The organism is Tabrizicola sp. M-4, from assembly GCF_051132405.1.
Classification (GTDB): Bacteria; Pseudomonadota; Alphaproteobacteria; order Rhodobacterales; family Rhodobacteraceae; genus Paragemmobacter.
This window is the reverse complement of sequence record NZ_CP128606.1, coordinates 3,441,726-3,454,915: the sequence shown is the minus strand read 5'-3', so window position 1 is coordinate 3,454,915 and position 13,190 is coordinate 3,441,726. Positions and strand designations below refer to the sequence as shown.

Genomic DNA, 13,190 nt, shown 5'->3' with positions numbered 1-13,190 from the left:
AGGACGCGGGGGCTTATGGCTGGAACAGGCGTAGGGGACCTGCGGGTTGTCCGGCGCAAAGGGATTGGGACAGGATGGATTTCGAGCGCATGAAGATCAGCGGCACGGTTTTTCGCCGTCTTCGGATGACGGTCCCGCTGGGGCTTCTGGCGGCCACGCTGGCTGCATGCGGACCGGCGGCTGTGCCTTCGGGGATCAACGACCCGGACGAGGCGCGGAACCGTGAGGTCCATGCCTTCAACCGTTCAGTCGACCGCGCCATCCTGCGGCCCACGGCGAATACCTACAGTTCCATCCTGCCCCAGCCCGTGGAGCAGGGGGTTTCCAATTTTGCCACCAATCTGGATGCGCCGGGGGATGTGCTGAACAACCTGATGCAGGCGCGGCTGGGCAAGGCCGCCGAGAACACGCTGCGCTTTGCCATCAATTCCACCATCGGGCTGGCCGGCCTGTTCGATCCGGCGACAGCGATGGGCGTGACGGGCGACCCGACCGATTTCGGCGAGACGCTTCATGTCTGGGGTGTGGGCGAGGGAACCTATGCCGAGGTGCCCTTCGTGGGGCCGACGACGGATCGCGATTTTGTGGGGATCATCGTGGACGTGGCGATGAACCCCGTCCGGTTGGCGCTGCCCAACCCCGAATCCTATTACGCGACGGGCACGAAGGTGGCCTCGCGGTTGAGTGATCGGGCGCGTTTTGGCGAAACGGTGGATTCGATCCTATATGAGAGTGCCGACAGCTATGCGCAGGCCCGCCTCCTGTATTTGCAGAACCGTCGGTTCCAGCTTGGTGGCGGGGGTGCCGGGGCGGAGGCAGGTTTCGAGGACCCCTATTCAGACTTCGAGGATCCCTATGCGGAATGACAACGGTTCGGCCCGGCTGACGCGCCGGGGGTTCACCTCCATCAGCCTTGCGGCGGCGGCGGTCTTCGGTCTGCCGATGCCGGCGCTGGCCCTGACCGTCGATGATGCGCGCGGGCTGATCGACAAGGCGGTGGCGGATGTGAACCGCATCATCGCCTCGGGCAAATCGGAAAGCGCGATGTTCGGGGATTTCGAGCGGGTCTTCGTGAAATACGCCGATGTGCCGGTGATCGCGCGCTCGGCGCTGGGTCCGGCGGCGCGGCAGGCGAGCAACGCGCAGCTTTCGGCCTTCACCAAGGCCTATCAGGGCTATCTGAGCCGGAAGTACGGGCGTCGGTTCCGCGAGTTCATCGGGGGCCGGATCGAGGTGACGGATGCGCGCCCGATCAAGAGCTATTTCGAGGTGATCTCTGTCGCCTATCTGCAGGGCGAAGCGCCCTTCGACCTGCGCTGGCATGTGTCGGACAAGTCGGGGAAGGACCTGTTCTTCAACATCATCATCGAGGGAGTGAACATGCTTGCCTCGGAGAGGACGGAGATCGGCGCGCTGTTGGACAAGAACCGGGGCGATATCGATGCGCTGGTGGCGGAGTTGAAGACGATCTGACGCCTGCATCTGCGGCTAAGGAAAAGGCCCCGTCGGGATGTCCGGCGGGGCCTTCGCTTTTGCCTCAGTAAAGGCCGAGCAGATCGCGCAGGAGGGATTCGACCGGGTCTTCCTGCGATCGGTCGCGCTGCATCTGCGGGGCGTTGCCCTGCGTGCCGTCGGCCTGCGGGACCTGATAGGTCTGGTCGCCGAAATTCGGCTGCGGCGGCAGGCGTGGTTCGGGGATGTCCATGGGCAGGGGTTTCGGCGTCAGGCCGTCATGCACGCGGACCATCACCTCATGCCAGATTTCGGCCGGAAGACCGCCGCCGGTGACGCCGGTGAGGGGGGTGTTGTCGTCATAGCCCATCCAGACGCCCGCCACGTAATCGGCGGTATAGCCCACGAACCATGCATCGCGGGCGGCCTGTGTGGTGCCCGTCTTGCCTGCGGCCTGCCAGCCTTCGATGCGGGCGCGGGTGCCGGTGCCGCGGTCGATGACCTGGTTCATCATGTAGGTCAGATAGCGGGCGGATTGTTCTGAGATCACCCTTTCGCCGATGCCGCCCGTGGCGCCGATGAGCGGTTCCTCCTCGCCCTGCAGCCGCAGGTCGATGATGCCATAGGGTGTGACGGAGGAGCCGCCGTTGAGGATGCCCGCATAGGCCCCCGTCATTTCCAGCAGCGTGGATTCGGAGGCCCCGAGCGCGAGGGCGGGCCCGGCGGCGAGGTCGCTGCGGATGCCGAAATCCGTTGCGACCTTGCGGACGTTTTCGCGACCCACCGCCTCGGACACCTTGACGGCGGGGATGTTGCGGCTTTCGCGCAGGGCCTCGGTCAGGGTGATCAGACCCTTGAATTCGTTGTCGTAATTCTTGGGTGACCACGGGCCGGAGCCGGGGATGTTGATCGTCAGGGGCGTGTCCTCGACGAAATCCTCGGGCGACCAGCCCAGATCGAGGGCCGCGGCATAGGCGAAGGGTTTGAAGGTGGAACCTGTCTGGCGCAGGGCCTGCGTCGCGCGGTTGAAACTGCCTGCCGCTTCGTTCCGGCGACCCCCGACCATGGCGCGGACGGCACCGTCGGCGGACATGACGACGATGGCGGCCTGCGCCTTTGACCCTTCCTTGATCTTGGTCTCGAAGACATAGGCAAGCGCCTCTTCCGCCGCCCTCTGCAGGCGTTGGTCGAGCGTGGTGCGGATGACCACGTCCTCGGTGGTTTCCGACGTCAGGAAGGCGGGGGCGGTTTCCATCACCCAATCGGCGAAGAAGCCGCCGGAGCGGGAGGCGGCGGCCTGGGACAGGCGGGCGGGGTTGGCGCGGGCATCTGCGGCCTGTTCGGCGGTCAGGTAGCCCTGTTCCTCCATCAGGCCGATGATGACATTGGCGCGGGCGCGGGCCCGATCCATGTTGTTGGTGGGCGCGAAGTAGGAGGGTGCCTTCAGGAGGCCCGCCAGCATGGCGGCTTCGGCTGCAGTCACGTTGGCGGCGGATTTGCCGAAATAGCGCTGTGCCGCCGCCTCGAACCCGCGGGCACCTGCGCCGAGATAGGCGCGGTTGAAGTAGATCGTGAGGATCTCTTCCTTGGAGTATTTCAACTCCATCGCGATGGCGTAGGGCACTTCCTTGATCTTGCGGGCGATGCTGCCGCGGCGGCAGTCGGCTTCGTAATCCGCTTCGGATTCCCATTGCGACGGGTCATAGGGGACGCCAAGGCAGAGGAGTTTGGCCACCTGTTGCGTGATGGTGGAGCCGCCATTGCCCGAGAAGGGACCGCGCCCTTCGGCGAGGTTGATGCGGATTGCGCTGGCGATGCCGCGCGGCGAGATGCCCAAGTGGCGGTAGAAGCGGCGGTCTTCGGTGGCGACCACGGCATCGTGCAGGAAAGGCGAGACGGTTTCGGCGGTGATCATGCCGCCGAAGGTTTCGCCACGCCATGCGAAGACCTGATTCTGGTGGTCAAGGAAGGTGACGGAGCCGCGCGAGCGGGCATCGACGAGATCGGTGACCGGGGGGAGTTGCGCGTAGAAGTAGAAGACGACCACGGCAAGGATGGTGGCGGTGATGACGCCCACCGTCTTTGTCAGGCCCCAGATGATGCGCCAGAAGAAGCCGAGGATGCCGAAGACCAGCCGCCCGATGGGGCCGCGCTTGCGCGGGGGGCGCCCGGGTTTGCCCGTGGGTTTGCGCGGGGGGGTGCCGCGGCCTGATCCGCCCCCGGAACCGCCGGATGACCTGCGTGCCGGTTCGCCCCGTGCCTGAGGGTGGCGACGGTCCGCCACAAGGGGACCGCGCCCGCTGCCTGATACTGCCATGCCCTGATCTGCCCGTCTGTCGCGTGCTGCCTTTGATGCAATCTATCCCGAGCGCGGGGGAATGTGGAGACGCCTTTGCGTTCACGGATCGGCAACGATTCGCTTACGTCTATGGCCCAAAATTTAGGCGTCTGCCTGCAGAAGTGCAAAAATTGTGCAAACTTGCGGGATTCACGGCCCCGTTATCCCCTGCCTTTCCTTGTGCGGGTGCAGAATGCGTCTCCTTCATGGCGGGCAAGGGTCCGGAACGGGCCCCCGCCAATGGAAGGGGAACGACGTGAAACTCATCATTGCAGCAATCAAGCCGTTCAAGCTGGAGGAGGTGCGCGAAGCGCTGACCACCATCGGCGTTCGGGGCATGATGGTGACCGAGATCAAGGGCTTCGGCTCGCAGTCCGGACACACCGAAATCTACCGTGGTGCCGAATACGCCGTGAACTTCGTGCCGAAGGTCCGGCTGGAGATCGTCGTCAGCGACAGCCTTGCCGAGCAGGTGGTCGAGACGATCCAGAAGACGGCCAAGACCGACAAGATCGGGGATGGAAAGATCTTCGTGCTGGATGTCCAGCACGCCGTCCGTGTGCGCACGGGCGAGACCAATGACGAAGCGCTGTGACAGACGCTGGGAAGGGGAAATCGTAACCATGAAGCATTTCGCGAAACTGACGGGTCTTGGGGCGCTTGGCGCCGCTGCCCTGAGCGCGCTGCCCCTCTGGGCGCAGGAAGCGACCGAAGCGACGACCGAAGCCGCGGCTGAAGTCGCCGCCGAGGTTGTTCCGGTGATGGACAAGGGCGACGTGAGCTGGATGATGGTGTCCACCGTCCTCGTCCTGTTCATGACCATTCCGGGTCTGGCGCTGTTCTATGGCGGCCTTGTGCGGTCGAAGAACATGCTGTCGATCCTTATGCAGACGACGATGATCGCCTGCGTCATGATGCTGGTCTGGGTGATCTATGGCTATTCCTTTGCCTTTGGCGGGTCGACCAGCCCGTGGTGGGGCGGCACTGCCAAGATGTTCCTGTCCGGCGTGACGGCGGATAGCATGTCGGCCACATTCTCGGCCGGCTACGTGATCCCGGAATATCTGTTCATCGCCTTCCAGATGACCTTTGCGGCCATCACGCCCGCGCTGATCATCGGGGCCTTTGCGGAACGGGTTAAGTTCAGCGCGGTGCTTGTGTTTTCGGTGCTGTGGGGGACGTTCTCCTACTTCCCGATTGCCCATATGGTCTGGGATGCGAACGGTTACCTGTACGGCAAGGGCGCGATCGACTTTGCGGGCGGCACGGTGGTGCATATCAACGCCGGTATCGCGGCGCTGGTCGGTTGCATCATGATCGGCAAGCGGGTCGGCTATGGCAAGGACAACATGGCGCCGCATTCGATGGTGCTGACCATGGTCGGCGCGTCGATGCTGTGGGTCGGCTGGTTCGGGTTCAACGTGGGCTCCAACCTCGAGGCCAATGGCGGGGCGACGCTGGCGATGATCAACACCTTCATCGCGACAGCTGCGGCGACGGTGACCTGGGCCCTGCTGGAAAGCCTGCTGCGGGGCAAGGCCTCGATGCTGGGCGCGGCCTCGGGTATGGTGACGGGCCTTGTGGCCGTGACCCCCGCCTGCGGCACGATCGGCCCGATGGGCGCGATCCTGCTGGGCGTGCTGGCGACCTTCGCGAGCTATTTCTTCGTGACGGTGGTCAAGCACAAGCTGAAGTATGACGACAGCCTTGACGTGTTCGGCATCCATGGCGTGGCCGGGATCGTCGGCGCGGTGCTGACGGGCGTCTTCTCGGCGGCGGCCTTCGGCGGCGTGAAGGGCGACGACTACGCGATGATGATGCAGCTTTGGGTGCAGATCGAAGGCGTGCTGATCACCATCGTCTGGTCGGGTATCGTGTCCTTCGTCCTGTTCAAGGCGATCGACATGACGATCGGCCTGCGTGTGGACAACGACACGGAGCGTCAGGGTCTGGACCTCGCGTCGCATGGTGAGCAGGCCTATCACAACTGAGTCTCCTGCAGGGCCGCCCTCGGTGGCCCTGCCTTCGACGCGCCGGGGCATCCTCCTCCCGTCCCCGGAGCGAAACTAGACGGCTTGCGGGTCCTCCCCCCGCGGGCCGTTTTTCTGTTTGCGTTACAGGGTCGGGGGTAGATTTTTCTGCGAAAAATCTGGGGGGCGATCCTTCCGTGAAGGATCGTCCCCCGAATTCTTCGCAGAAGAATTCTTCTATGCGGAGGTAATCAGCCTGCGACCTGGGCGATGGCGGCGGCGAGGATCGGGACGGTGCGGGCGTTGAGGCCCGCGATGTTGATGCGGCTGTCGCCCACCATGTAGATGCCGTGATCTTCGCGCAGGGTGTTCACCTGCGCCTCGGTCAGGCCCAGACGGCTGAACATGCCGCGATGGGTGGCGACGAAGTCGAAGCGGTCGGAGTTGGTGGCCTTGCGGAGTTCGTCGGCGAGGGATTGGCGGAGGGTGAGCATGTTGACGCGCACCTCCTCCAGTTCCGCCATCCAGTCGGCGCGGAGGGTGGCGTCTTCGAGGATCATGGTCACCAGCCGCGCGCCGTGATCGGGGGGGAAGCTGTAGTTCTGGCGGTTAAGGAAGTTGAGGTTGCCTTGCAGCACGCCCTTGCCGTCGGCCGCACCGATGCCGATCAGGATGCCGGTGCGTTCGCGGTAGATGCCGAAGTTCTTGGAGCAGGAGGCGGCGATGAGGGTTTCGGGGAAGGCGGCCGCGATCTTGCGGGTGGCGGCGGCGTCGTCTTCCAGACCGTCGCCGAAGCCTTGATAGGCGAGGTCGACGAGGGGGATGGCGCCCTTGGCCGAGAGGAGGGCGATGACCTGATCCCACTGGGCGGCGTCGAGGTTCGCGCCGGTCGGGTTGTGGCAGCAGCCGTGGAGGAGGACCACGTCGCCTGCCTTGATGGTAGCGAGGTCCTCCATCAGCCCGGCGAAATCGACGCCACGGGTGGCGGCGTCGAAGTAGCGGTATTCGGCGGATTTCATGCCGAGGTATTTGATGATGGAGGGATGGTTCGGCCATGTCGGGTTCGACAGCCACACGGTGGCCTCGGGCGTGGCGAGGCGGATCAGTTCCAGCGCCTGACGGATCGCGCCCGTGCCGCCCGGCGTGGCGACGGAGGCGATGCGGGCGGTGTCGACGGCGGTGTCGAGGATCATGGACGAGAGCGCCGCGTTGTAGGCGGGTTCACCGGCGAGGCCCGTGTAGGTTTTCGTCGTCTCGGTTTCCCAGAGCTTCTTTTCGGCGGCCTTGACCGCGCGCATGACGGGGGTCAGGCCCGTCGCGTCCTTGTAGACGCCGACGCCGAGGTCGATCTTGGTCGTGCGCGGGTCGTCGCGGAACATGGCGATGAGTTGCAGGATCTTGTCCTGCGGCTGCGCCTTCAGCTGGTCGAACATGGTTTATCCCTTTTCCACGGGCAGGTCGTCGAACATGCCCCATTCCGCCCAGGAACCGTCATAGAGGCTGTGGTTCCTGTGGCCGATCCGTTCCAGTGCGAGTGAAAGCACCGCCGCCGTCACGCCCGAGCCGCAGGTGGTGATGGCGGGTTTCGTCAGGTCCACGCCCGCGGCGGTGAAGGTGGCGCGCAGGTCGGGGACGGATTTCATCGTGCCATCCGCATTGAGCAGCGTGGCGAAGGGCACGTTCTTCGATCCGGGGATGTGGCCCGCGCGGAGGCCGGGGCGGGGTTCCGGCGCCTCGCCCCTGAACCGTGCGGCGGGGCGGGCGTCGAGGATTTCCGCCTCGCGCAGTTTGGAGCTGTGGGCGACCTGCGTCACGTCCTTCACCAGATGGTTCTGGCGCGACACGGTCATGTGGCGGTCCTTGATGACGGGGGGGAGGTCTTCGATCTCGCGCCCCTCGGCCCGCCATTTGGGGAAGCCGCCGTCGAGGACGGCGACGTCCGTCTTGCCCATCAGGCGGAAGGTCCACCAGACGCGGGCGGCGGAGAAGAGGCCTGCGCCATCGTAGATGACGACCTGATGCCCGTCGCCCACGCCCATGGCGCGCATGCGGGACATGAATTTTTCCGTGGGCGGCGCCATGTGGGGCAGGGCCGAGCGCTGGTCGGAGATTTCGTCGATGTCGAAGAAGCGCGCGCCGGGGATGTGGGCGGCGTTGTATTCCGCGCGGGCGTCGCGGCCCGCATCGGGGAGATACCATGAGGCGTCTAGGATGCGCAGGTCGGGGTCGCGCAGATGCGCGGCGAGCCAGTCGGTGGAAACGAGGGTCTTGGGGTCGTCCGTCACGGTGCGCCTCCGGCCTTGCGGTCAGGGGCAGTTAGCCGGATCGGGCCTTTGTGGCAAGGGCGGGGCGCCTGTGGGGGGCGATTTCTGACGCAGAAATCGCGACGTTTTCTGCACGCAGAAAACGGGGGGCTGGCGTTGCGGCGGGGGGACCGATTTCTGCGTCAGAAATCGGCGCATTTTCTGCGTCAGAAAATGCTTCAGTCGCGCTTGGACATCTTCAGGAGCCGCGCCTTTTCGCGGTCCCAGTCGCGTTTGGCCGAGGTCTCGCGCTTGTCGGCCAGTTTCTTGCCCTTGGCGATGCCGAGCTTGATCTTCACGATGCCGCGGTCGTTGAAATACATCCTGATCGGCACGATCGTCATGCCTTCGCGCGCGGTCGCGTTCCAGAGGCGGGAGAGTTCCTTCTTGGACACCAGCAGTTTGCGGCGGCGGCGTTCCTCGTGCCCCCAGGTCTTGGCTTCGCGGTAGGGGGCGATGTAGCCGTTGATCAGCCAAAGCTCGCCGCCTTCGACGGAGGCGTAGCTTTCGGCGATGTTGGAGCCGCCCTGGCGGAGGCTTTTGACCTCGGACCCCAGCAGGATGATGCCTGCCTCCAGATCGCTTTCGATGTGGTAGTCGAAGCGGGCGCGGCGGTTTTCCGCGATGAGTTTGGAATTGGGGTCGGACTTCTGCACCATGATCGTGCCGAGATAGGCGATGGGGGGCGCGGAGTCCAGTTCAGCGGCGGGATCGGGTGAGCGTGTAGAGGCCGGAGGCGACGATGAGGGCGGAGCCTGCGAGGGTGAGCGCGTCGGGGCGTTCGTGGAAGACGAGGATGCCGAGGATCATCGCGAAGACGAGGCGGGTGTAGCGGAAGGGGGTGACGACGGAAACCTCGCCTGTCCGCATGGCGATGGTGAGGGCGTTGTAGGCGAAGATGCCGCAGGCGGTCATGGCGGCGGTGAGGGCGAGGGCGGTGGCGTCGGGGAGGCGCGCGCCACCCGTGACGGAGAGGATCACGGCACCTGCGACGGCGAGCATGGTCATGCCGATCATGCCGAGTTGGCGGTTGGAGAGCGCCGGCGGTGCCGCGCGGGTGGCGAGGTCGCGTCCGGCGAAGCCTGCCATGCCCGCGACCGTGACGAGGGAGAGGAGGGTGAAGCCTTCGACGCCCGGTCGCAGGATCAGGAGGACGCCCGCGAAGCCCACGGTGATGGCGGTCCAGCGCCGCCACCCCACGGTTTCGCCGAAGAGGATCGCCGCGCCTGCCACGACGACGAGGGGGGTGGCTTGCAGGATGGCCGACGCCGTGGAGAGGGGGGTCAGGGCGATGGCGAGGGAGTAGAAGAGGCGGCCTGCGACCTCGAAGCTGGAGCGGATGAGGAGGGGGCGGGAGAGGAGGGCGGGGTGGAGGATCGTTTCGCCTGCCCGTTTCGTGAGTATGGCGAAGAAGGTGGCACCCGTGAGGCCGAAGATCAGGAGAGCCTGACCCACGGGGATATGGGCGGTCGCGGCCTTGAGGAACATGTCCTCAACCGCGAAGCCCGCCATCGCGGTGACCATCCAGAGCGACCCGCGCAGGTTGTCGCTGCGGCCTTGCGGAACCGGTTCAGTCATGCGGGAGCCCCAGCGATAGCACGGTGAAGGCGTTCGGACCGGACTCCTCGACCTGCGACATGACGATGCCCCAGCGGGGTTTCGGATGATCGTCTGGTGTCGTCCACGCCTTCAGAACGAAGAAGCCCAGATCGTCGGGCACACGCGGCGACAGTTCTGGCGTCCAGACCGGGATGCTGTCAGCAATGGCTTTTGCGAGACGTTCCTTTTCGGGCGCGGACAGGGGGCGCAGGGCATCGGAGACGGAGCAGGTCAGCGGCAGTTTGAGGGAAAGGTGCAGGTCGGTGCCGGGTTCATACCAGATCGCTTCGCCCTGAAGGTTGGCGGGCTTGAGGGACGGCTGCGGGTCCAACGGTTTGCCGCGCAAGGCGCCGATGCAGAACGCTTCGAACAGTTGCAGCGCCACGGTGGCTCGGTCCCCTTCGGCGAGGGCGAGGTGCTGCCGGGCGAGCAGGCGGTCGACATTCGCCCGGATCGCGAAACCGGCGAGCAGCCCGAAAGTCAGGATGAAGGCGTAGATCGCCGCTTTGCGGCGACCCTGTCCCATCACAGGATGCCTGCGTGTTCCATCGCGGCCTTGATGCGGGCCTTGGTGCCGTCGGTCAGGCCGACCAGCGGCAAGCGCACCTCTTCGGAGCAGCGGCCGAGGAGGGAGAGGCCGTACTTCGCGCCGGCGAGGCCGGGTTCGAGGAAGATCGCCTCGTGCAGGGGCATCAGGCGGTCCTGATATTCCAGCGCCTTGCGGTAGTCGCCTGCCAGCGTGGCGGCCTGGAATTCGGCGCAGAGTTTGGGGGCGACATTGGCGGTGACCGAGATGCAGCCGACACCGCCGTGGGCGTTGAAGCCCAATGCCGTCGCGTCTTCACCTGAAAGCTGGATGAAGTCGGGGCCGCAGGAGGCGCGCTGCATGGAGACACGCTCGATCTTCCCCGTCGCGTCCTTGACGCCGATGATGCGGGGGAGTTGCGCGAGCTTGCCCATCGTCTCGGGCGTCATGTCCACGACGGAGCGGCCGGGGATGTTGTAGATGACGATGGGCAGTTTGCAGCAGTCGTGCAGCGCCGTGTAATGGGCGATAAGCCCTGCCTGCGTGGGCTTGTTGTAATAGGGCGTCACGACCAGCGCGGCATCGGCGCCGACGCGTTCTGCGTGCTGGATTAGGCGGATGCCTTCGACGGTGTTGTTCGACCCAGCGCCCGCGATGACCGGAACGCGGCCTGCGGCGAATTTCACGACCGCTTCGATGACGGCTTCGTGTTCCTCGTGGCTGAGGGTCGGGCTTTCGCCCGTGGTGCCGACGGGGACGAGGCCGGTGGAGCCGCTTTCGATCTGCCAGTCGACAAGTTTCTTCAGCGTGTCCAGATCAAGTTCGCCGTTCTTGAACGGCGTCACCAGCGCGGGAATGGACCCTTTGATCATGGAACGCGTCTCCTGTCGTGGGGCGATGAGTCGCCCCGGTTGCAAACGCGCCCTTCCTAGCCTTGTGGCAAAGCCTTGCCAAGCGGGGCGGGCGTTGACGCGCTTGTGGGTTGCGGGGCGGGGCGGGGTGCGGCAAAGTTCGCGCAAAGGATCACAAGAAAAAGATGATCGGGCAGATGATGGCAAGGATGCGCCGCCTCGGGTGGCTTTTTTCGGCATTTCTGATGGCTGCGCCGGGCGTGGCGCTGGCGGATGCGGGGGCGCTGCGGGCGGCGCTGGATCGCGCGGCGGCGGGGGATTGGTCCGGGGCTGCTGCGGCGGCGCGGGGCGGTGGGCAGGTCGCAGCCGACATCATCGAATGGCAGAGGCTGCGCGCTGGCGAGGGGCGGCTGGGAGAATATGAGGATTTCCTTGCGCGGCGGCCGGATTGGCCGGGGATGCCGCTGCTGAAGGAGAAGGGCGAGGAGGCGGTGGCGCGATCCACCGATCCGAAGCGCGTGGTGGCCTATTTCGGGGGTGGTTTGCCGGAGACGGCGGAGGGGTCGCTGGCGCTGATCAATGCCTTGCGTGCCTTGGGTCGCGGGCAGCAGGCGGAGGCGGAGGCATTCCGGGCATGGACGGAGTTGCCCTTCGGTCCGGATGAAGAGGCTGAAATCCTTGGGCTTTATGGCGATGCTCTGAAGGTCGCGCATGAGGTGCGGCTGGACCGTCTGCTGTGGCAGAACCGGGTGGCCGAGGCCAAGCGGATGCTGCCGCGCGTGGGGCCAGGCTGGCAGGCCTTGGCGCAGGCGCGGATGGCGCTGCGGGCGGATGCGGACGGGGTGAATGCGCTGATCGACCGGATTCCGGCGGAATTGCAGGGCGATCCGGGGCTGGCCTATGAACGGTTCGACTGGCGCTTCCGCCGCGACCGCGACGATGACGCGGCGGAGATCGTGATTGCCACGTCGCAATCGGCGGAGGCCTTGGGTGATCCGGCGATGTGGGCGGACCGGCGGGCCGGTCTGGCGCGGGTGTTGATGCGGGATGGCAAGCCGCAGGCGGCCTATCGCGTGGCGGCGAACCATTTCCTGACCGGGGGGAGCGATTACGCCGATCTGGAGTTTCTGGCGGGGTTCATCGCGCTGCGGAAACTGGGGGATGCCGAGACGGCGCTCAGGCATTTCCGGAACCTGAGGGAAGGGGTGGCGACGCCGATTTCCGTTTCCCGCGCGCATTACTGGGCGGGGCGCGCGCTGCTGGCGGCGGGGGACCGGGCGGGCGGCACGGCGGAATTGCAGCAGGCGGCGAAGCACCACTCGGCCTATTACGGGCTTTTGGCTGCGGAGGCGCTTGGGCAATCGCTTGATCCTGCGTTGCTTTCCGATGCGCGGCCTGCGGATTGGCGGGGGGCGGGGTTTGCGTCCTCCTCCGTGCTGGAGGCGGCGATGATGCTGTCCCGTGCGGGGAATCGGACGCTGGCAAAGCGGTTCTTCCTACATCTGTCCGAGAGCCTTGACGCGACCGAGTTGCATCAGTTGGCGGACCTTGCCCTGCAGATGGACGAGCCGCATATCGCGCTGGTCGTGGCCAAGCAGGCGGCGGAGAAGGGTGTGATCCTGCCGCGCGCCTATTACCCCGTGCCGTCCTTCGTTCCGGGCGAGGGTCTGGCGGTGAGCCGGGCGCTTGCGCTGGCGATTTCGCGGCGGGAGTCGGAGTTCGACCCGGCGGCGCGATCGGCGGCGGATGCGCGGGGGTTGATGCAGGTGCTGCCGTCGACGGCGAAGTTGGTCGCGCCGCGGGTGGGGCTTTCCTATGATGTGGGGAAGCTGAACGATCCGGGATACAACGTCCGGATCGGGACGGGCTATCTGGCGCAATTGGTTGAACAATTCGGACCTTCGGTCGCGCTGATCGCGTCGGGCTACAATGCGGGGCCGGGGCGGCCGAAGCGGTGGATGGGGATGTTCGGGGACCCGCGCGATCCGTCGGTCGATGTGGTGGATTGGGTGGAGATGATCCCGTTTACCGAGACGCGGACCTATGTGATGCGGGTGACGGAGAGCCTTGTGATCTATCGCGCCATCCTGCGCGGGTCGTCGGGGCCGGTGAATGTGACGGGGGAGTTGCGGGGTTAGGCCGTTCGCGACG

Annotated in this window: 12 protein-coding genes; 5 read left to right on the top strand and 7 right to left on the bottom strand. The window is 65.7% G+C overall.

Annotation, left to right across the window (positions count from 1 at the left end; genetic code table 11):
* Nucleotides 1-74 precede the first annotated feature (74 nt).
* Nucleotides 75-866, top strand: a complete 792-nt coding sequence (locus TabM4_RS16905) for an MlaA family lipoprotein (RefSeq protein WP_434614994.1) — start codon at nucleotides 75-77, stop codon at nucleotides 864-866.
* Nucleotides 856-1,473, top strand: coding sequence for an MlaC/ttg2D family ABC transporter substrate-binding protein (locus TabM4_RS16900; RefSeq protein WP_434614991.1), 618 nt, complete (start codon nucleotides 856-858; stop codon nucleotides 1,471-1,473). The genes TabM4_RS16905 and TabM4_RS16900 overlap by 11 nt, the downstream gene beginning before the upstream one ends.
* A 64-nt stretch (nucleotides 1,474-1,537) precedes the next feature.
* On the opposite strand, the gene TabM4_RS16895 is transcribed toward TabM4_RS16900, so the two are convergent.
* Nucleotides 1,538-3,769: a transglycosylase domain-containing protein gene (locus tag TabM4_RS16895; protein WP_434614989.1), complete on the bottom strand. Its 2,232-nt coding sequence runs from the start codon at nucleotides 3,767-3,769 to the stop codon at nucleotides 1,538-1,540.
* Nucleotides 3,770-4,046: 277 nt separating this feature from the next.
* Between TabM4_RS16895 and TabM4_RS16890 the strand changes: the two genes are divergently transcribed.
* Both TabM4_RS16890 and TabM4_RS16885 read left to right on the top strand, forming a co-directional pair.
* Nucleotides 4,047-4,385 (top strand): P-II family nitrogen regulator, encoded by a 339-nt coding sequence (locus TabM4_RS16890; RefSeq protein ID WP_434614986.1) that lies wholly within the window; start codon nucleotides 4,047-4,049, stop codon nucleotides 4,383-4,385.
* 28 nt (nucleotides 4,386-4,413) lie between these two features.
* Nucleotides 4,414-5,781 carry an ammonium transporter gene (locus tag TabM4_RS16885; RefSeq protein ID WP_434614984.1) on the top strand — a complete coding sequence of 456 codons (1,368 nt, stop codon included), beginning with the start codon at nucleotides 4,414-4,416 and terminating at the stop codon, nucleotides 5,779-5,781.
* A gap of 230 nt (nucleotides 5,782-6,011) precedes the next feature.
* Here the strand turns inward: TabM4_RS16885 and TabM4_RS16880 are convergent, their stop codons facing one another.
* The 6 genes from TabM4_RS16880 to dapA all read right to left on the bottom strand — a co-directional run bounded on the left by TabM4_RS16880 (nucleotide 6,012) and on the right by dapA (nucleotide 11,060).
* Nucleotides 6,012-7,193 (bottom strand): aromatic amino acid transaminase, encoded by a 1,182-nt coding sequence (locus tag TabM4_RS16880; RefSeq protein ID WP_434614981.1) that lies wholly within the window; start codon nucleotides 7,191-7,193, stop codon nucleotides 6,012-6,014.
* Nucleotides 7,194-7,196: 3 nt separating this feature from the next.
* Nucleotides 7,197-8,045: a 3-mercaptopyruvate sulfurtransferase gene (sseA, locus tag TabM4_RS16875; protein ID WP_434614978.1), complete on the bottom strand. Its 849-nt coding sequence runs from the start codon at nucleotides 8,043-8,045 to the stop codon at nucleotides 7,197-7,199.
* A 197-nt stretch (nucleotides 8,046-8,242) separates the two neighbouring features.
* Complete coding sequence (gene smpB / locus TabM4_RS16870) at nucleotides 8,243-8,722, bottom strand: SsrA-binding protein SmpB (protein ID WP_434614975.1); 480 nt, start codon at nucleotides 8,720-8,722, stop codon at nucleotides 8,243-8,245.
* A gap of 40 nt (nucleotides 8,723-8,762) precedes the next feature.
* A complete protein-coding gene (locus TabM4_RS16865; RefSeq protein ID WP_434614973.1) occupies nucleotides 8,763-9,641 on the bottom strand; it encodes a DMT family transporter in 879 nt (292 codons plus the stop codon).
* A complete protein-coding gene (locus TabM4_RS16860; RefSeq protein ID WP_434614970.1) occupies nucleotides 9,634-10,188 on the bottom strand; it encodes a hypothetical protein in 555 nt (184 codons plus the stop codon). Before TabM4_RS16860 ends, TabM4_RS16865 begins: the two co-directional genes overlap by 8 nt.
* A complete protein-coding gene (gene dapA, locus TabM4_RS16855) occupies nucleotides 10,188-11,060 on the bottom strand; it encodes a 4-hydroxy-tetrahydrodipicolinate synthase (RefSeq protein ID WP_434614969.1) in 873 nt (290 codons plus the stop codon). The genes TabM4_RS16860 and dapA overlap by 1 nt, the downstream gene beginning before the upstream one ends.
* Nucleotides 11,061-11,284: 224 nt before the next feature.
* On the opposite strand from dapA, the gene TabM4_RS16850 reads away from it, so the two are divergent.
* Nucleotides 11,285-13,177 carry a transglycosylase SLT domain-containing protein gene (locus tag TabM4_RS16850; RefSeq protein ID WP_434614966.1) on the top strand — a complete coding sequence of 631 codons (1,893 nt, stop codon included), beginning with the start codon at nucleotides 11,285-11,287 and terminating at the stop codon, nucleotides 13,175-13,177.
* Nucleotides 13,178-13,190: the final 13 nt, after the last annotated feature.

What these genes read in the sequence shown, in the direction of transcription:
- TabM4_RS16880 (WP_434614981.1), bottom strand. Translation starts at nt 7,193, where the DNA reads ATGTTCGACCAGCTGAAGGCGCAGCCGCAGGACAAGATCCTGCAACTC.
- TabM4_RS16850 (WP_434614966.1), top strand. Translation starts at nt 11,285, where the DNA reads ATGGCTGCGCCGGGCGTGGCGCTGGCGGATGCGGGGGCGCTGCGGGCG.
- TabM4_RS16865 (WP_434614973.1), bottom strand. Translation starts at nt 9,641, where the DNA reads ATGACTGAACCGGTTCCGCAAGGCCGCAGCGACAACCTGCGCGGGTCG.
- TabM4_RS16860 (WP_434614970.1), bottom strand. Translation starts at nt 10,188, where the DNA reads ATGGGACAGGGTCGCCGCAAAGCGGCGATCTACGCCTTCATCCTGACT.
- TabM4_RS16900 (WP_434614991.1), top strand. Translation starts at nt 856, where the DNA reads ATGCGGAATGACAACGGTTCGGCCCGGCTGACGCGCCGGGGGTTCACC.
- TabM4_RS16895 (WP_434614989.1), bottom strand. Translation starts at nt 3,769, where the DNA reads ATGGCAGTATCAGGCAGCGGGCGCGGTCCCCTTGTGGCGGACCGTCGC.
- smpB (WP_434614975.1), bottom strand. Translation starts at nt 8,722, where the DNA reads ATGGTGCAGAAGTCCGACCCCAATTCCAAACTCATCGCGGAAAACCGC.
- dapA (WP_434614969.1), bottom strand. Translation starts at nt 11,060, where the DNA reads ATGATCAAAGGGTCCATTCCCGCGCTGGTGACGCCGTTCAAGAACGGC.
- TabM4_RS16905 (WP_434614994.1), top strand. Translation starts at nt 75, where the DNA reads ATGGATTTCGAGCGCATGAAGATCAGCGGCACGGTTTTTCGCCGTCTT.
- TabM4_RS16885 (WP_434614984.1), top strand. Translation starts at nt 4,414, where the DNA reads ATGAAGCATTTCGCGAAACTGACGGGTCTTGGGGCGCTTGGCGCCGCT.